Below are 17,465 nucleotides of genomic sequence, written 5' to 3'. Positions count from 1 at the left end.
AATAAAACGGTTACACATGGAGGGGCACAATGAGAAAATATGGGTTTGGAAGCTTCGCCGCAATCGGATTGACGCTCAGTTTATTGGCCGGATGCTCCGGCGGAAGCGCGGATGCGCCTGCAGCCCAAACGCCGACCCCGACGAACAACGGCGCCGAGGAGCCGGCCGCGGCCGAGAAGGTTACAATTAAATTCCATACGCACGGCACGGAAGCGCAGTACAACTGGGAAGCGACCATCGCGGCGTTCGAAGAAGCGTACCCGAACATCCGTGTCGAGCTCGTTCCGCTCAGCGAGAAGGGCGATACGAACGAAGCGACGCAGAAGCTCGACCTGGCCGCAGCGTCCGGCGAGCAGCTGGACGTGCTGATGTTCAGCGACCCCGCTTCGTACGCGCAGCGCGTCGGTCTCGGCATGGTGGCGCCGATCGATTCGTTCATCGGTGAGGACGGGTTCAAGGTCGCCGAGGAATATAAGGTCGACACGCAGATGAACGGTCAGTATTACGCGCTGCCCGGCAAGTTCAATCCGTGGTACGTCATGCTGAACAAGGATCATTTGGATGCCGCCGGGCTGGAAGTGCCGACGGATTGGACGTGGGACGACTTCATGGCTTACGCGAAGGCGCTTACAACGGGCGAAGGCGCGTCGAAGCGGTACGGCACGTATTTCCACGGCCCGCAGAACGGGGGATGGATGGAATTCCTTCGACTCGCGCTTGCGAATCGCTCGGAAAACACGGACTTTCTGAAGGCGGACGGTACGTCGAATCTCGACGATCCGATGTTCAGACGGACGCTCGAATTGCGGCTCCAGATGGAACGGGAAGACGGCTCTTCCACGCCGTACGCGGATATGCTGTCGCAGAAGCTCCATTACCGGACGCAGTTCTTTAACCAATCGGCCAGCATGGTGTTGATCGGCAGCTGGATGAACAGCGAGCTGGGAGGGACGGAGCAAAATCCGTTGAACTTTAACGTAGCGATCGCGCCGTATCCGAAGAACGGCGAATCCGACCAAATCGGGTACACGCCGGTCACGACCGACTTCATGGCGGTCGCGGCGAAGTCCAAGCATCAGAAGGAAGCCTACCAGTTCATCCGTTGGTATACGACGGAAGGACTTGCGAAATACGGACGCAATATCCCGTCCTGGAACAAGGTTTCCGAGAACGACCTCGAAACAATCGTCGATTCGATTCTAAGCGGTACGCAAAAGCCGGAGAACGTCGACAAGGCTTCCTTGATCAATGTGCTGAAAAATTCGAAGTCCGGCAAAATCATACCGCCCGTCACGTACCAAGCAGAAGTGTATAAAGCGCTGAACGAGCAATACGAGCTCCTCATTCTCGGCTCACAGGATCTGGATACGACACTTGCCAATATGCAGGCTGCCGTGCAAGAGATCATCGATAACAATAAATAAGCAGCGGATGCATGGGGAGAAAGAGGCGGCGGATTTTCCGCGCCTCTTTCCGTCTTCCCGCGAGGACCATCATGCGAGCTCCGCTGCAGGAGGTTGACGAGCCCCATGTATAAAGTGTTGTTGGTGGATGACGATTATCCGGTGTTGGAGCTGTTGTCGGAAGCGATCGACTGGGAGAGCCTCGGTCTTACCCTCTCCGGGTGCTGCGAGAACGGGCTCGCCGCTCTGGAAGCGGCGGAACGGGAAGCGCCGGACATTCTTGTAACGGATATCGGCATGCCGAAGATGGACGGACTCGAGCTCATTCGTCGGCTGCGGGAACGAAAGTCCAACCTGCGTACCGTCATCTTGTCTTGTCACAGCGAGTTCGAGTATGCGAAGCGGGCGATGCAGCTTCACGTGCAAGACTATATCGTCAAGGATACGCTGCACCCGGACGATCTTGCGGCGGTGCTGCAGCGAATGGCGGCGGGGCTTACCGCGGAGCGTCAGCTCGATATGGAGCAGCACCGGCTTCGCCGCATCGTGGACCGATCACACAACGCGATGCGCGAGACGTGGATTCACGGCTTCGTCCAGCAGCCGCTGCTGCGGAGCGAAGTCTGGCAGTCCGAATTGGAAGGATACGGATTGCCTATGGAAGGCAGGGTGATCCTGCCGGTCGTTGCATTCTTAGACGATCTGCGGGGGGCTCGCGGCCGTTACGTATCGGACGATGTGCTTCGATTCGCCGTTACCAACGTGCTGGACGAGGTGATGGAACAAACCGGGGCGGAAGCGGTTGTGTTCCCTTATAGCGTGAAAGAATGGGTGCTGCTTCATTCCTACCGTCCGACGCTGTCCGTGAACGGGCACGAGGAAGCCCGCCGGTTGGTGGAGCGCATGCAGGCAGAGCTCCGCCGCGCCTTGAAGCTCACGATGTCTTTCCTCGTCGGGGAACGCTGCATATCCGGCGAGGCCGTAAAACACTGCGTACGAACGCTGCTGTCCAGCCATCGGCAGCGGTTTTACATGCTGCCGGGCGAGATCGCCGCCGCCCGGCCGTCGTCGTCCGGGGACGGCGATCCGTTCGCGCTGTACGATGAGGCGATCGAAGCGTTCCGCGAGGGCGTTATCAAACGGGATGCGGAAGGGGTTAAGGCGAAAGCGGAGGAATGGATGAAAGCGTTCAACGATCGAAGGTACGCGCCGGAGTCCGTAAAAGATTGGGCGTTAAAGCTGCTGCTGGATATCCGGCTGAAGCACCAATCGCTCCACTATTTCCGAACGACGCAGTCGGCGGACAGCCTGCATAAAGATGTTGCCGAGATCGGTTCGCTCGTTGAATTGAAAGACTGGTTGATCGAACATTTGCTTTCGGCGGTCGCTTCCGTTCAAGAGACCGGAGGACGAACGGTTCGCAAGGAAGTGGTGGACGCGTACGAATACGTGTCCCTTCGTTTAGACCAGCGAATCGGCCTCGAAGAAGTCGCCGAGCATCTGCACCTGAACGCCAGCTATTTCAGCAGACTGTTTAAGAGGGAGACCGGCGAGACATTCATCGAATACGTCATTCGTACGAAAATGGAGCGCGCCAAACAGCTGCTGGACGAAACCGCGTACCCGGTCTTGAAAATATGCGAACTGCTCGGATACGACAGCCAAAGCTATTTCATTAAGTTGTTTAAAGGGTACACCGGCATGACCCCGATGGATTACCGGAATCGGGGAGGAGACGCGGGCTAAGGGAGGCGTACCGAGTTTGCATTACGCAGAAGTAAAACGCGCGCTGCGCAACGGCGATGCCGCCGGAGCGTTCGGCGACCGGTTGTTTTCGGAAGCTCGAGACGAGCGGAAATGGAACGAGCTGAGAACGTCGTCCGCGTATCGCCCATGGATCGAGGACGTGCGAGCGGAAGGGGAACGGCTCGTAACGGAGCCGATCGAGGCGTTGACGTTCTCCGCCTATAAGCTTTTCGACACGAAGGGCTCTCGCATCGAGTTCGAGCGGCAGTATTTCTCGCGCCGGAAGCGGCTGTCCGTCTTGGCGTTCCTGGCTTTGCTCGACGGGGAACCGAAGTGGCTGGAAGCCGTCGAAGATGCGATCTGGGCGATCTGCGACGAATATGCGTGGGCGCTTCCGGCGCATTTGGGAGGTACGTCGCTGCTGCCCCCGGAAGCGAAGCGGCATCGGTGTACGATCGATTTGTTCGCAGCGGAAACCGCCTTCGCTTTGGCGGAAATCGTTTCTCTATTAAGAGAACGGTTGAGCGCCGCGGTCGCGCACCGGGCCGAGAACGAAATTCGAGAGCGCGTATTAGAGCCGTACTGCGCTTTGGGCTCCGCGTTCTGGTGGGAAACGGCGGACAACAACTGGGCGAGCGTCTGCGCGGCCTCCGTCGGCGCTTCGGCGTTATACTTGATCCCGAACGCGGACGAACTGGCCCCGATCGTGCACAGACTCCTCGGCACGTTCGACAGCTATTTGGAAGGATTCGGCGACGACGGCGCCTGCACGGAAGGCGTAGGCTACTGGATGTACGGGTTCGGGTTTTATATGTACTTTGCCGAGCTGCTGAGACAACGCACGGCGGGTACGATCGATCTGATGAGCCATGAGAAGGCGAAGCCGATCGCGCTGTTCCATGAGGCTTGTTACTTAAGCGGCATGTTCACGGTTCCTTTCTCCGACTGCGAAACGACGGCTCGATATTCCCCCGGGCTGATCCATGCATTAAAGCGAAGGTTCCCGGACGTGCACGTGCCGCCTTACGCGCAACGCTCCGATATCGCATCCGATCCGATCGGCCGATGGGGGCCGTTCATTCGCGACTTCGTCTGGAGCGAAGCCGCTTGGCAGGGCGAGGATTGGCCCGACGCGACGTATGTTTTGCCGGACGCCCAGTGGTTCGTTGCGAGGATGACGTCGGACGGCTCGAGACTGGCTTTGGCCGCGAAAGGCGGGCATAACGGCGAGCCGCACAACCACAACGATATCGGCAGTTTCGTGCTGCATATCGACGGGGAGTCGTTGTTGTGCGACCTCGGTTCCGGCGAGTATACGAAAGGGTATTTCGGGGAGGAACGGTTCTCGTACTTATGCAACGGTTCGCAAGGACACTCCGTTCCGATCGTCGAAGGCTGCTTTCAAGGAACCGGCGACTCGTTTCGCGCGCAAATTCTCAGGGTCGAGGAAGGGGAGCGACACCGTTCGTTCGCCGTAGATTTGACGAAAGCATACGACGTTCCGAAATTGGTGTCGTTGGTGCGCGAGTTTACGGTTCGTCTGGAAAGAAATTTCGTCTTGGACATCGAGGACGCGTACGAGTTTCGAACGGCGCCGTCGAGCGTGACGAGCCGGTGGATCACGTTATATGAGCCGCGGTTCATCGACGGCATCGTGCAGATCGAAGGAGAACAAAGCGGCGTGCGGATCGCGTTCGACGACGAAGCGTGGCGGCCGGTCGCGCGGCGGTTCGAATTCGTGAACAAACACTCGGAGCGCGTTACCGTATATGCCATAGATTTAGGGCTCAGGCAGCCTGCCGCCCGGCTCTCTTTCACGATGCATGCGCGGTTCGAGTGCTATAAACTGAAGAAGAAAGGATGATGAAGATGGCTTCTCCGGATTGGCGTGCAGACTGGACGCAGGAAGCTTGGGATCGCATTGCGGCGAAAATATCCGTCACCAGCGAGCGCATAGGGGATCGCTTCCCGCACGCCAGCGTGAATGGACGGTATACGTTGGAGCCGTCGCATTGGTGGACGGCCGGATTTTGGCCAGGACTTCTATGGCTGTTGTACCGCGACACCAAAGAAGACAAGTTCCGTGCGATCGCCGAATCGTGCGAAGCGCAGCTCGATCAAGTCGTTATGGATTATTACAAATTAGACCATGATATCGGCTTTATGTGGACGCTGACCAGCGTCGCGCGTTACAAGCTGACGGGGGCCGAGGATGCCAAGCGCCGCGCGCTTCTCGCCGCCAATTTGCTGGCCGCGCGGTTTAATGCGAAGGGCCGATTCATCCGGGCGTGGAACCCTTGGAAGCCGGGCGAGAACAACTCGGGCTGGGCCATCATCGACTGCATGATGAATTTGCCGCTGCTCCATTGGGCCTCATCCGTTACCGGCGACCCGCGGTTTGCGCATATCGCGGCCGCGCATGCGGATACGGTGCTGGAGCATTTCATCCGCCCGGACGGTTCGGTCCGGCATATCGTCATCTTCGATCCGGGTACCGGCGAAAGAGTCGGCTATCACGGAGGGCAGGGCTATTCCGCGGACTCGGCATGGTCCCGCGGCGCCGCTTGGGCGCTGTACGGCATGGCATTGAGTTACATGAATGCGGGCGACGAACGGCATCTCGAGGCGGCTGAGCGGGTGGCGCGTTTCTTCCTGGCCAGCCTCCCGGCGGATAGCGTGCCGCATTGGGATTTCCGCCTCCCGGAGGACGCGCCGAAATACAGGGATTCGTCGGCCGGCGCCATCGCCGCCTGCGGCTTGTTGCTGTTGGCGAAGCATGTCGAGGGCGAGCGATCCGAGGGGTACCGGTCTGCGGCAGCGCGGATGCTTCATTCTTTATATACGAACTACGGCGCATGGGATCGTGACGAGGAAGGTCTGGTGCTGAGCGGCACAAGCCACGTGCCGGAGGGCAAAAATATCGACGTGCCGCTAATCTACGGGGACTATTATTTCGCGGAAGGGCTCTCGCAGTTGTTGGGACACGGCGAATTGTTTTGGTAGAGGAGGAGCGCCGCATGCATCGATGGACGTTGCCGATTCAACAAAATCCGCTGCGGACGAGAGAGGATGTTCAGCTTGCGGTCGAGCAGCTATGCCGGCCGCTGCTGCCGTACGTTACGCCGGGCAAGACGAGAGTGCGGCTCGGGGCGACGAGTTCAGGCTGTCCGGATCATACTTCCGAATTGGAAGGTTTCTCGAGACTGCTGTGGGGACTCGTTCCGCATGCCGCCGGCGGCGCGGACAGCGAGCTGTGGGAAACTATCCGGCAGGGCATTAGGAACGGAACCGATCCCGAACACGAGGAATATTGGGGGGATGCGGAGGATTACGATCAAAAACTGGTCGAAATGGCCGCCATGGGGTTTGCGCTGGCGCACGCGCCCGGGAACGTATGGACGCCGCTGAGCGAACGGGAACGGGAGCGCTTCGCGCGATGGCTTCGTCAAATCAACGAAAAATCGCTCCACGACTGCAACTGGCTGCTGTTCCGCGTCCTTGTGAATTTAGGTTTTAAGCGGGTAGGTCTCCCTTGGGATCGGGAAGCGATGAATCGTTGCCTGGATCGAATCGACGACATGTATTTGTCGGACGGGTGGTACGCGGACGGGGTGAAGGGTCACTGCGATTATTACGGCGCATTCGCAATCCATTATTGCGGGTTGATTTATGCAGTGCTAATGGAAACCGAGGATCCGGACCGCGCCCGGTTATATAAGGAAAGGGCGGCGATCTTCGCGAAGTCGTTCATCCATTGGTTCGCCGCGGACGGGAGCGCTTTGCCCTATGGGCGAAGTCTTACGTACCGGTTTTCCCAATCGGCGTTCTGGAGCGCTTTGGCTTACGCGGGCGTGGAGCCGTTCCCGATGGGCGTGATCAAGGGAATCGTTCTGCGCAATTTGCGCTGGTGGGTGCGGCAGCCGATCTTCCAAGCGGACGGCACCCTGACGATCGGATATACGTATCCGAACCTGATTATGGCCGAGAATTATAATGCTCCCGGTTCGCCGTATTGGGCGTTGAAGGCATTCTTGCCGCTGGCGCTCCCGCCGGAGCATCCGTTCTGGCAGGCGGAGGAGCTGCCGCTGCCCCCATTGCCCGAATCCGTCGTTCAACGCGAGCCTGGCATGATCGTTCGCCGGCAAGGCGACCGGGATCACGTAGCGGTATTCAACGCAGGCCACGAAGCGACGAACGATCATACGCATGCGGCCGCGAAGTACGAGAAATTCGTCTACTCGAACGCTTTCGGCTTCAGCGTGCCTCGCGCGGAATGGGGCCTCGCGCAGGGTGCTTTCGATTCGATGCTAGCGCTCAGCGAAGGCGATAATTTATACCGGGCGAAAAGAATTGCGAAAGAGCGGCACGTCCGCGACAATATGATCTACATCAAGTGGGAGCCGTGGCGCGACGTCGAAGTTCAAACCTGGCTGATCGTCGGAACGCCTTGGCATGTTCGCCTGCACTGCATCCGCTCGGAGCGGGAGCTGCACCTCGCCGACGGGGGCTTCGCGCTCGGCATCGAGGACCGCGCCTCGACGGCGGCGGCGCAGCCCGGGGTCGCAGCGATATCCCCGCACGGCGCGAGCGGGATCGTCCCGCTGCTTGGCGGCGAAGCGAAGCTGGTGTATCCGCAGGCCAACACGAATTTGATCCACGCCCGGACGGTCATTCCGACGGTCATGACAAAGATCGATCCTGGGATTCACTGGCTGGCAAGCGCGGTTTACGGTCAGCCCGGCGGCGAGGACTGCTTGACGGAGTGGAGCCGCGTTCCCGTCCTTCGGGCCGAAGGGAACGAATGGGTCGTGAAAATGAGTCCTTCCGCGTCTGAAGTGAGAGTGCCGTAAACTTGGCGGGCGAATAAAAAAGCCGATCCTAGTCGCGAGCGACAAGGATCGGCTCTTTCCCGTTTCAGCCGTTTTTTCTGGCGGCGGCGATTTGTTCGTGGAAATCCGGCGTAGCGCTCAGCAGCCAGTTTCGGTGCAGCACGGCCGTATCGTCCTGCTCCAGCTCGCCGTATTTCCAAGTTTCGCCCGAAGCTTCGACGTATTCTTTCATAATAATCAGGAACGCATTGCCCCAAGAGCGATACCCTCGAATTCCGGGAACCAACGGGTAATAATGATCGTAGGCGTTCCGGATGACGGTATGCACGACTTCTTGGAGAAGACCGGGGAGATCTGCTTCTTTGATTTTCTCGGCCAGCGGCTCCGGCAGCTCCTTGTCTTCGGTCGAGGCGAACTGTTCGTACTCCTCCGCGGTTACCGTGCCCGTTTCCTTCGCCATCCACAGGAGCATCCGGTCTAGAGCGGGCTTGTACGCGGCAGGGACCGAGATCGTAAGCTCCGGCTTCGGGTCGTCCAAATTAATGACGAACGACTCGCCCATCTTCTGAAGGCGAACATTCCCCCGTACGCCCAGCCATCTCAACGCGAGCAGCGCATGCGTTCTAATTTTCCCGGGGACCTCCTCGTCCCGGCATACCCTGCGCAAAAGTCGCTCGCTGCGCGGGTCGGGGAGCAGGCAGAGCATGCGGACGGCGGTCAGTACCATATTCTCGTCCTTGACCCAGGCCTCCGCCTGCGCGAACAGCGAATCCGCTCCCCCCTTGAGGATCAAGTCCAGCTCGATGGTCCTTGCAGCGAACTCCTCGAGCGTAAGCATCCCTTGGCGTTTCAACGTCTCTTCCCCGCGCTCCTCCACCAAGTTGCGATACGAAGCTTCGATATCGTCCGCCATTTTCAGGAACGACTGACGTTCCTGCGGATTCACTCCGGAACGGCCGGTGGTGGCGCGCGCCCATCCGGCCATCGCCGGCGGGCTGTTTCGGAACATCATGAATGCGATCGGAATCATCTGCTTGTCGTACGGCAGCTGCGGCTGCAGCGCATACCTGGCCAACATCGTCTGCGTGTCATGCTCTCTGCGCATGAGGCTCAGCGCAAGAGATAAACCGTTCCAGGCCCCCGCGTTCGCAGGGTTTTCCTGAATCGCTCGGTAAAAACAAAAGGCTGCTATTCCATAAGAATCGTTCTGCAGGTGACGGCGGCCGACCCCGCCGAAGTCTTGGCTCATGTTCGTTTCATCCTCTTGGAAGTTTTAAACCTAGTATACTACATTCTTCGAGTTTATCACCGCTTACATTCTGGAGAATCGTGCCGGCGGTCGTCGGCGGATTTCTCCCGAATAGGTAAAAGCACCCATTACAGATGCAAAATGACAGTATTAAAGTTTCATTTTTACCCAAATTTCCCCAAAAACCATCAACTTATGCTATTCTATACTTCGTAATGGCCATTACAATTATAACTTGATGGAGGGATATGATGAGAAGGAAGGTTTACGCCATCATCGGGGCTGTCGTGATGGCTGTAACTTCGTTGACCGGAAGCATCGCCGCCGCGGATTTGCCGTCCGGCGAGCATTATACGCTCAACATCATCGGCGTGCCTCACGACAAGAAAGCGCCAATGAAAGACAGCAACGGATCGAAAATTTTCGTCCCGTTATACGGGCAAGCGCAAATTTGGCTGAAAGAGGGAGAGTTCAAAGTATTGGACGCGAACGGCACGGACGAAGACGGCGCGTCGTATCAGCTCCCGAATCCCGACCCGGAGAACGACGGAACGACGGAATATTCCGTGTATGTCCGGGCGCTCGGCAAACCGGGAGGCAGCGCGACGATCAATACGTGCGGAACCGATCCGGAAAGCGGCGACACGTATTGCTCCCAAGACAAATTGGTAGTTACCCGGACGGCAGGGTACAGCCCCTGGGTGAACGGTTCGGGGTATCTCCTGTACCTCTATGAGGATATGGACGGGGACGGGGAGGCGGAACGATATCCGCTTTTCGACGACCGTTTCCAGAATTATTATTGGGAATATGACAACAATGGGTTGAAGGTCGCGCAGCTGCGCTTTTATCAGGGCGTGTCCACGCAAGTGAACTAATCGACATTTCGGCTTGAGGCTCGGGAAAGCAATTTCCCGGGCTTTTTCTGCGTTTTAATCCTGATAAGATTTCAGCCGGAATTCCGTCGGCGTCATGCCGGTCTGCTTTTTAAATAAGCGGCTGAAGTAATAGGGGTCATCCAATCCGATTTCAGCGGTAATCTGTTTTATGGACAGTTCGGATTGGGACAGCAGCTCCTTCGCTTTGTCGATCCTTAAGAAAGTCATATACCGAAGCGGCGTCATTCCCAAATTCGCTTTGAACGTCCGAATCAAGTACCCGGGGGTAATACCCATGACGTCGGCGAGCTGCTCTACGGTGGGGTTGAGCTGCCAATTGGCGCCGATGTATTCCACCATTTTTTTGGTGAGAAGGTAAGTTCGGTTCCGGTCGAACTGGCCGCTGCGCAGCGCCGCGGAATATTCGGTCGACAGGTGCATCAATATCTCCATCACCGTCAAAATCGCGCGGCTGTGCGAATACGGATCTTTCTTGGATTGCAGCTGATACGCTTCCAGAAATTTCGATTTTACGTATTCCGGGTTTTGGACCTTCCAAAACGAAGGAATGTAAATTTTCCCGTACGACTCTTCGCTGAAGGGAATTTCGGAGGAGTAGACAAGAGGCATATGGCTGACCGTTTTCGGCTTTTTGCGATGATAGATCAAATGGATCCACGGCAGCTGCAGCTGGCCGGAAGATACGGCGGTCGCGTAATGCGTGCGATTGGGGAAAAGAACGTAAAACGTTTGATCCGTAATGTTTAATTCCGCGCCGTCCTCATACAGCACCATGGAACCTTTGTCCATATAGGCGAGTACGACGATATCCCAATTGCGGGTCGGATGCAGCCAGGGCTTGTTTTTCCTCAAGACGCCGGCGGCGTCAATGTAAAAGGAAGAGAAATGGTCGAACTCGATAACCTCCATGCTAAGCCTCCGACAAAATAATTTTGTCCATTAATTAACCGGATGAAGATTGCAACCGTTTGCTTTCACGGAATTTCCAGCATTTTGTTAAGAAAAGGATAACGAAACAAGGTTCATTTTGTCCATTAGAAGATTCTTTCGTACATTTTATTGCCGGAGGGGCGGCGATATAATCGAAGCCAAGAACGTTCTTACAATTATCTCTTGGAGGGGATCTTAATGAAGCTTCAGCATTTGAAGTACCCCGATCTGCCCAATTTCCATGAATTAACCGATGCGCTGCTGCGATATTCGAGACTTGCGGCCGAATTTGGCTATGACCAAGAAGCGGGAGATATTATCCGGCGAATCGAAGAGACGCTCCAAAGCGGAATCGAAACGTTCGCCAAAATCGTAGAAAATCCCCGACCGGACGAGAACGAACCGGAAGATTGGGCGTCGATTCTCGCTCAGCGGCCTCAAGGCCGGCATCGTTTGACGGAGAAGCTGCCGGAGGATTACGCGGAGCGCTTCCTAGGCGCCTTCATCGGGCGAGGAGCGGGCTGCGCGCTCGGAGGCGCGCTGGAGTTCCGCGGCGTGCAAGAGATGGAAGACTGGGCGCGTTATTGCGGCGACGCGTATCCTCTTACCGATTATTGGAGTATGGTGAAAAATCCTTATCAGCATCGTTACATACTTGGAACTAGCGAGCAATTGACCAAGGCCTATATGGACAGTATTCCGGTAGACGATGATTTCGCCTACACGTTGATCGGCTTATTGACTTTGGAGAAATACGGCCCGAATTTTACACAACAACAAATGGCCGATCTTTGGAAAGAAAAGTTCCCGCTGCAGGCTGCGAACGGAAGCTGGGGCGCTTATTGGGGAGAAAGAAAAATGCTTCAAAATCTGCATGCGGGGATGCCATTGGAAAAAGCCGGCTATGCGAATAATCCGAACGTCCAGTCGATCGCGGCGTGGACCAGAGCCGATACTTGGGGCTACGTGGCTCCCGGTTGGCCGGAGAAGGCGGCCGAATTGGCCTATCGAGACGCCTCCGTCAATCATAGAAGGAACGGCGTATACGGCAGCATGTTTTTCGCGGCTTCCATCGCGGCGGCGTTCGCCGTGGATGACCCGGTCGAAGCGCTCCATCTCGGCTTACAAGAAATTCCTCAGGACTCCCTCTTCGCCGAAGCAATCCGTTGGGCCTTCAGCGTCGCGCCGGAAATTAAATCCTACAAAGACGGCGCCGCCGCCGTTCGCGAACGTTACGCGGGAATGTTCGAGGGGCATGCGATCAACAACGCGCTCTTCGTCGTCTTCGGCATCCATATCGGCGGCAAAGACTTCACCAAAGTGATCGGCGAGACGATCGCCATGGGGATGGATAACGACTGCACGGGCGCTACGGCAGGAAGCATCGTGGGGGCGGTGATCGGCAAGAAAAACATTCCGGAGCATTGGTATAAACCATTTAACAACCGGATGCACAACTACTTGAACGGAGGACCGGAATACGTCGACTTCGACGACCTGCTGACTCGTTACACAGCGCAAGCGAAGCAGATTATGTAGTCGAAAAAAAGGGGAGGTTCTTCTTTTGAAAAAGAGAATGGGATTGCTCCTGCTGATCTCAATGTTTGTGACTCTTATCGTTTCCGGTTGCAGCGGAGGATCGACATCGGCTGGCGGAGAAGAAACGATTACGCTGACGGTGTGGGATACGTTCACCGGCGACGCGCAGAAGAATGCCAGCGCCGCCATTAACAAAGCGTTCGAAGCGGCTCACCCGAATGTGAAAATCAATCAGGTTTCCAAGACCCCCGATGCGCTGGACCAAACGCTGAAGGCGGCCTTCATGTCCGGAACCGCTCCCGATGTCATCTACAACGAAGCGGGAATCGGGGCCGCAGGCGATTACGTGAAAGCGGATCACCTGCTGAACCTGTCCGATGCATTCGATTCCTACGGCTGGAACGAGGACCTTGTACCGGTGGCGAAATCCATTCCGACGGTCGGAGAGATCACTTTTGCGGTCGGGAACGAGCTCGAGACCATGAGCCTATATTACAACCAGGATATTTTCGACAAGCTCGGTCTCAAGGCGCCTGAGAGCATCGAAGAATTGACCGCCTCCTTCGAAGTCATTAAGAACGCCGGTTATTATCCTTTAGCAAACACGTTGGATACCAAATGGTGGAACAACATGAATTTTGTCGGAACGATTCTTTACTCGTATATGACGAAAGAGGAAATCACCGCCGTTATGGACACAGACGCTTCTTGGGACCTGCCTTCCGTGCGCAGCGCGGTGGCAACGATTCAGCTATGGTTGGAAAAGGGGTATTTCCCGCCGAGCCCGGAAGTCGACGGCGACCAAGAAAACCTGTTCGGGACGCAGAAGGCGGCTGCTTGGGTCGTCGGCAACTGGGAAGTCGCTTTTCTCGAAAATACCGTCAAAGACACCTTTAAAACAGCGATCGTGCCCTTCCCGGGATCGGAAACGAATCCGGACGGCGGCGCTCAGGTGAACTTCGCCGGAGGCGGCTATTGGGTGTACGCGAAGACGAAACACCAGCAAGCTGCGCTCGATTACATCGATTTCAATTTGACCGACGCCGAAGCGGTGAAGATTTGGACGGAGCAAGGGAAGCAGATCCCTTCCTACGCGAAGGAGTCGAACGCGGATGTCTCCGAATACACAAAGACGATCCAAAATTACCTGAAAGATCCCGCATTGAACAATATGCCCGGCATTAATATGTGGGTCGGATCGCATACCTTCGACTTCTTCTCGAAGGCGGGACAGCAGCTGGCAATCAAAGCCTTGAATGCGGATTCGTTTATATCGACGCTTGAAAGCGCTCGCAACAAGGATATCGCCGCGGGGAATACCAAGGGATCGTTCAATAAATAAGCATCTCGCGTAAGCGGCGTCCGCCGCTTGCGGCGCGACCCGCCCTCGCAGGAAAAAGCGGCAGTCAAGCGAATTTCTTGACGGCTGCTTTTTCCATCTTAGGGAGACCTGGCGAGCGCGGATACGACGCAATGATTTTCATGGATTAGGAGGCCGGTAAGGATGTCCTTAAAGACTTTCATCGGTACCTCGGCGAACGCTTCGACGAAAACCGCGAATCGCCCCAACCCGTTATACCGAAAGCAAATGATGGTTGGGTATATGCTTTTGGTGCCTGCGTTGATCCTGTTTGCCGTTTTCTTCGGATTCGCTTTGTTCGAATCGATTCGCTACAGCTTACTCGATTGGGATGGCGTGGGGAAGCAGTCGTTCATCGGTCTAAACAATTACGTGGAGATGCTTCGGGACAGCGTGTTTTGGAAATCGTTCTTTAACAACTGGGCTTACGCCCTCGGCATTGTCGTCCTAGGCGTGTTTCCGGGTCTGCTGCTCGCGTACCTGCTTTCCTTGCCGGGAATCAGAGGTCGTACGTTTTTCCGTACCGTATATTTCTTCCCGCGCATCGTCTCGGCCGTCATATACGGGGTCGTGTGGAAATGGATTTACGATCCGCGGAACGGTCTGCTGCTTATGCTGTTAGACGCACTGGGAATCGACGCTTCGAATTTTGCCATGCTGGGCAATCCCAAGACGGCGATGATCGGGATTATCATTACCGGCGGATGGACATATTTCGGGTTTTGTATGGTCATCTTCCTTGCGGCGCTGATGGGCAACGATACGCAGTTGAAGGAATCGGCATTAATTGACGGCGCGAACAAATTTCAAATATTTTTCAAGATCGTCCTCCCGCAAATCGCCCCGGTTTTCAATGCCCTAATCATATTTACGATCATCGACTCCTTCAAGGTGTACGACCTTGTGCTCGTCCTGACCGCCGGAGGTCCCAACGATGCGACGCAAATTATGACCTACTATATTTTTAAGCAGGCGTTTACGTTCGACCGATTCGGCTACGGCTCTGCGACAGCCATTATGCTCGGCATCTTTATGGTGATCTTTACGGTTGTGTACAATCGGTTCTTAAATAAGGAGGAGGCGTAGATCATGAACACCTTCGCATCCTTATCCAGACGAATGAACGGCATTCTCGTCCATATCTTCCTGATCGCGGCCGCGCTCTACACCTTGGTTCCCTTTGCCACGATTTTGATTACGTCGTTCCGAACCAGGGCGGATTCGCTGAACGGCCCGTTTACGTGGCCCAAAGAATGGAACATTGTGTCAAACTACGTTCAAGCATGGAGTATGGGCAACTTCGGCAGTTATCTTTTTAACAGCTTGTACTTAGTTGTCGTCACCGTCGCGGGAACGCTCTTCGTATCGACCCTGGCGGGTTATTCGTTCGCCAAATTCAGATATCCGGGGAGAAATGTGATCTTCTATCTTCTGCTTATCACCATGATGATTCCGTTTCAAACCGTGATGCTGCCTTTGTATTTTCTTTTGAAATCGTTAGGATTGCTGAATTCGTTGACGGGCGTCGCCGTCGTGTCGATCGCGATGGGCATCGGTTTCGCCGTAATGCTCATGAGGTCGTTCTTCGTGTCGCTTCCGGATTCCATGCTCGAGGCGGCCCGGATCGACGGCTGCGGCGAGTTGAGCCTGCTCATGCGAATCGTGTTGCCGAATACGTATCCGGCGTGGTCGTCGCTTATTATTTTCGAGGCGTTGGGCGCTTGGAACAATTTGCTCGCCCCGATGGTGTACATATTCGAAGAATCCAAATATCCGATTCCCTATGCTCTATACGCTTTCCAAGGGCCGTATTTGACCGATTACGAACTAATGGCCGCAGCCATGATGATCTCCATTCTGCCGATCGTCGTTGTGTATCTGATCTTCGCGAAAAACTTCCAAACGGATATTTTGTCCGGCTCGGTCAAAGGCTGAACCGCCGGCCATCTTCAGAACGAATGAGATTACCTATATGATGGTAATCTCATTTTTGCGTATTACCGTCGATCCCCGATATATTGGAACGAGTAAATGTGCGTCTTCGTTAAATCGATGACTTCCTTGATGAATTCCTCTTGAGATTCTTTGAAATTGCCGTCAATCCAATGCAGGATGAGCCCGTAAAAGCCATAGGCGGTATACCGCTTGAAATAATCCATGTTGACGGGGAGGTTATTGATCGTTTCGAACGTGAATTTCTCCATATAAATTTTCAAAATCGTATTCGGAAATCCCGTGCGCAAACCCGGCAGCGTATCCTCGTATTTGAGAAGCTCGAAAAAATCCCGGTGTTCGTAAATGTAGGCAATGATATGGAAGGACGCCGGGTTGAGCTTCGCCGTATACACCTTGTGACCCGGTACATGGGGTTTGCCGACAGATTCCTCTAATCCTTGGAGCATGGAAGCGAGCAGATCCTCGGCCAACTCGATTTTATCCTTGTACTGTACGTAAAAGGTGCTGCGATTGTAAGCGGCGGCATCGACAATATCCTTGACCGTTACGGAATGGTAGCCCTTCGCTTTGATCAGCCGGACGAGAGCGGATTTGAAATGTTCTTTGGTCCGGTTTCGACGTGGTGAAGCCTCTCTAAGATCGTCGCGCATATAACAACCTCGCAAGAAGACATTTGTGCTGCAAGTGTATATTAGATAGACAGATGACGGAATCCTAATGATTGTTGACTTTGGACAGAGGAGTACAATTAAAAGTAAGACGCATCGCTTACCTATTATACAGGAGGGATCTTCTATGGGGAAATTGCAAAACCAAGTAGCCGTCATCACCGGGGGCGTGTCGGGGATCGGCGCGGCGACGGCGCGGTTGTTCGTTGCGGAAGGGGCGAAGGTTGTTCTTGTTGACTTGAATGAAGAAAAAGGGAAAGCTTTCGAGGCGGAGTTGAAAGCGCTAAATGCAGAAGCTTTGTTTATAAAGGCGAATGTCACCGTCGAAGAAGAGGTCATTCAAATCTATAAACAAACGATCGCTGCCTACGGGAAAGTGGATATCGTATTCAACAACGCAGGAATCGGCCGCGTGCAGCCGACGCATGAGCTGGAATATTCCGAATGGCGCAATACTGTCAACGTCGACTTGGACGGCGTGTTCCTGGTCGCTCGCGAAGCGATCCGCGAAATGTTGAAAGCAGGCGGCGGCGTCATCGTCAATACCGCTTCGATGTACGGTTGGGTCGGTTCGCCGGGATCGGCGGCATACAACGCTGCGAAGGGCGGCGTCGTCAACTTGACGCGTTCGCTCGCGCTGGAATATGCGGAGCGGAACATCCGCATTAACGCCTTGTGCCCGGGCTTCATCGACACGCCGATCATTCCGGAAGATTACAAACAATCGCTGGCCGCGGCGACGCCGATGAAACGGCTGGGGAAAGCCGAAGAGATGGCGAAAGCCGTGCTGTATCTCGCCAGCGACGATTCTTCGTTCATGACGGGAAGTAGCTTGATCGTGGACGGCGGGTACACCGCTCAATAAAAGTCTGGGAGAACGAACGAA

14 protein-coding genes are annotated in these 17,465 nt (G+C 55.4%); 11 read left to right on the top strand and 3 right to left on the bottom strand.

All coding sequences use genetic code 11. From position 1 onward, the window contains the following. Positions 1 to 29 precede the first annotated feature (29 nt). The 5 genes from VE009_RS14055 (at position 30) to VE009_RS14035 (ending at position 7,999) form a co-directional block, all read left to right on the top strand. Entirely contained in the window at positions 30 to 1,424 is a 1,395-nt protein-coding gene (locus VE009_RS14055) for a sugar ABC transporter substrate-binding protein (RefSeq protein WP_325008609.1), read from the top strand. 105 nt (positions 1,425 to 1,529) lie between these two features. Continuing rightward, positions 1,530 to 3,149, top strand: a complete 1,620-nt coding sequence (locus VE009_RS14050; protein ID WP_325008607.1) for a response regulator transcription factor — start codon at positions 1,530 to 1,532, stop codon at positions 3,147 to 3,149. Between the two features lie 16 nt (positions 3,150 to 3,165). After that, positions 3,166 to 5,013 carry a heparinase II/III domain-containing protein gene (locus VE009_RS14045; RefSeq protein WP_325008606.1) on the top strand — a complete coding sequence of 616 codons (1,848 nt, stop codon included), beginning with the start codon at positions 3,166 to 3,168 and terminating at the stop codon, positions 5,011 to 5,013. Beyond that, positions 5,010 to 6,152, top strand: a complete 1,143-nt coding sequence (locus VE009_RS14040; protein ID WP_414694856.1) for a glycoside hydrolase family 88 protein — start codon at positions 5,010 to 5,012, stop codon at positions 6,150 to 6,152. The genes VE009_RS14045 and VE009_RS14040 overlap by 4 nt, the downstream gene beginning before the upstream one ends. A gap of 14 nt (positions 6,153 to 6,166) precedes the next feature. Continuing rightward, entirely contained in the window at positions 6,167 to 7,999 is a 1,833-nt protein-coding gene (locus VE009_RS14035; RefSeq protein ID WP_325008604.1) for a DUF2264 domain-containing protein, read from the top strand. Positions 8,000 to 8,063: 64 nt separating this feature from the next. Here the strand turns inward: VE009_RS14035 and VE009_RS14030 are convergent, their stop codons facing one another. After that, complete coding sequence (locus VE009_RS14030) at positions 8,064 to 9,227, bottom strand: HEAT repeat domain-containing protein (RefSeq protein ID WP_325008602.1); 1,164 nt, start codon at positions 9,225 to 9,227, stop codon at positions 8,064 to 8,066. Between the two features lie 251 nt (positions 9,228 to 9,478). Here VE009_RS14030 and VE009_RS14025 point away from each other — a divergent pair, with 251 nt between their 5' ends. Beyond that, a complete protein-coding gene (locus VE009_RS14025; protein ID WP_325008600.1) occupies positions 9,479 to 10,105 on the top strand; it encodes a hypothetical protein in 627 nt (208 codons plus the stop codon). 54 nt (positions 10,106 to 10,159) lie between these two features. Here VE009_RS14025 and VE009_RS14020 read toward each other — a convergent pair whose 3' ends face one another. Continuing rightward, positions 10,160 to 11,035: an AraC family transcriptional regulator gene (locus tag VE009_RS14020; RefSeq protein ID WP_325008598.1), complete on the bottom strand. Its 876-nt coding sequence runs from the start codon at positions 11,033 to 11,035 to the stop codon at positions 10,160 to 10,162. Between the two features lie 219 nt (positions 11,036 to 11,254). Between VE009_RS14020 and VE009_RS14015 the strand changes: the two genes are divergently transcribed. The 4 genes from VE009_RS14015 to VE009_RS14000 all read left to right on the top strand — a co-directional run bounded on the left by VE009_RS14015 (position 11,255) and on the right by VE009_RS14000 (position 15,890). Then, a complete protein-coding gene (locus tag VE009_RS14015; protein ID WP_325008596.1) occupies positions 11,255 to 12,595 on the top strand; it encodes an ADP-ribosylglycohydrolase family protein in 1,341 nt (446 codons plus the stop codon). 25 nt (positions 12,596 to 12,620) lie between these two features. Then, positions 12,621 to 13,937, top strand: a complete 1,317-nt coding sequence (locus tag VE009_RS14010; RefSeq protein ID WP_325008594.1) for an ABC transporter substrate-binding protein — start codon at positions 12,621 to 12,623, stop codon at positions 13,935 to 13,937. Between the two features lie 162 nt (positions 13,938 to 14,099). Then, entirely contained in the window at positions 14,100 to 15,041 is a 942-nt protein-coding gene (locus tag VE009_RS14005; RefSeq protein WP_325008592.1) for a sugar ABC transporter permease, read from the top strand. A gap of 3 nt (positions 15,042 to 15,044) precedes the next feature. Continuing rightward, positions 15,045 to 15,890, top strand: a complete 846-nt coding sequence (locus tag VE009_RS14000; RefSeq protein ID WP_325008590.1) for a carbohydrate ABC transporter permease — start codon at positions 15,045 to 15,047, stop codon at positions 15,888 to 15,890. Between the two features lie 62 nt (positions 15,891 to 15,952). Here the strand turns inward: VE009_RS14000 and VE009_RS13995 are convergent, their stop codons facing one another. Next, complete coding sequence (locus VE009_RS13995; protein WP_325008588.1) at positions 15,953 to 16,561, bottom strand: TetR/AcrR family transcriptional regulator; 609 nt, start codon at positions 16,559 to 16,561, stop codon at positions 15,953 to 15,955. Positions 16,562 to 16,706: 145 nt separating this feature from the next. On the opposite strand from VE009_RS13995, the gene VE009_RS13990 reads away from it, so the two are divergent. After that, the gene (locus VE009_RS13990) at positions 16,707 to 17,444 is read left to right on the top strand and encodes an SDR family NAD(P)-dependent oxidoreductase (RefSeq protein WP_325008586.1); all 738 of its coding nucleotides are present in this window, start codon (positions 16,707 to 16,709) and stop codon (positions 17,442 to 17,444) included. Positions 17,445 to 17,465 lie beyond the last annotated feature (21 nt).

Source organism: Paenibacillus sp. (assembly GCF_035645195.1).
Taxonomy (GTDB): Bacteria; Bacillota; Bacilli; order Paenibacillales; family YIM-B00363; genus Paenibacillus_AE.
Note: the sequence above shows the minus strand (reverse complement) of the source record. Positions and strands in the feature narration are given on the sequence as shown.

What these genes read in the sequence shown, in the direction of transcription:
- VE009_RS14040 (WP_414694856.1), top strand. Translation starts at nt 5,010, where the DNA reads ATGATGAAGATGGCTTCTCCGGATTGGCGTGCAGACTGGACGCAGGAA.
- VE009_RS14025 (WP_325008600.1), top strand. Translation starts at nt 9,479, where the DNA reads ATGAGAAGGAAGGTTTACGCCATCATCGGGGCTGTCGTGATGGCTGTA.
- VE009_RS13990 (WP_325008586.1), top strand. Translation starts at nt 16,707, where the DNA reads ATGGGGAAATTGCAAAACCAAGTAGCCGTCATCACCGGGGGCGTGTCG.
- VE009_RS14005 (WP_325008592.1), top strand. Translation starts at nt 14,100, where the DNA reads ATGTCCTTAAAGACTTTCATCGGTACCTCGGCGAACGCTTCGACGAAA.
- VE009_RS14015 (WP_325008596.1), top strand. Translation starts at nt 11,255, where the DNA reads ATGAAGCTTCAGCATTTGAAGTACCCCGATCTGCCCAATTTCCATGAA.
- VE009_RS14050 (WP_325008607.1), top strand. Translation starts at nt 1,530, where the DNA reads ATGTATAAAGTGTTGTTGGTGGATGACGATTATCCGGTGTTGGAGCTG.
- VE009_RS14035 (WP_325008604.1), top strand. Translation starts at nt 6,167, where the DNA reads ATGCATCGATGGACGTTGCCGATTCAACAAAATCCGCTGCGGACGAGA.
- VE009_RS13995 (WP_325008588.1), bottom strand. Translation starts at nt 16,561, where the DNA reads ATGCGCGACGATCTTAGAGAGGCTTCACCACGTCGAAACCGGACCAAA.
- VE009_RS14030 (WP_325008602.1), bottom strand. Translation starts at nt 9,227, where the DNA reads ATGAGCCAAGACTTCGGCGGGGTCGGCCGCCGTCACCTGCAGAACGAT.
- VE009_RS14000 (WP_325008590.1), top strand. Translation starts at nt 15,045, where the DNA reads ATGAACACCTTCGCATCCTTATCCAGACGAATGAACGGCATTCTCGTC.
- VE009_RS14020 (WP_325008598.1), bottom strand. Translation starts at nt 11,035, where the DNA reads ATGGAGGTTATCGAGTTCGACCATTTCTCTTCCTTTTACATTGACGCC.
- VE009_RS14055 (WP_325008609.1), top strand. Translation starts at nt 30, where the DNA reads ATGAGAAAATATGGGTTTGGAAGCTTCGCCGCAATCGGATTGACGCTC.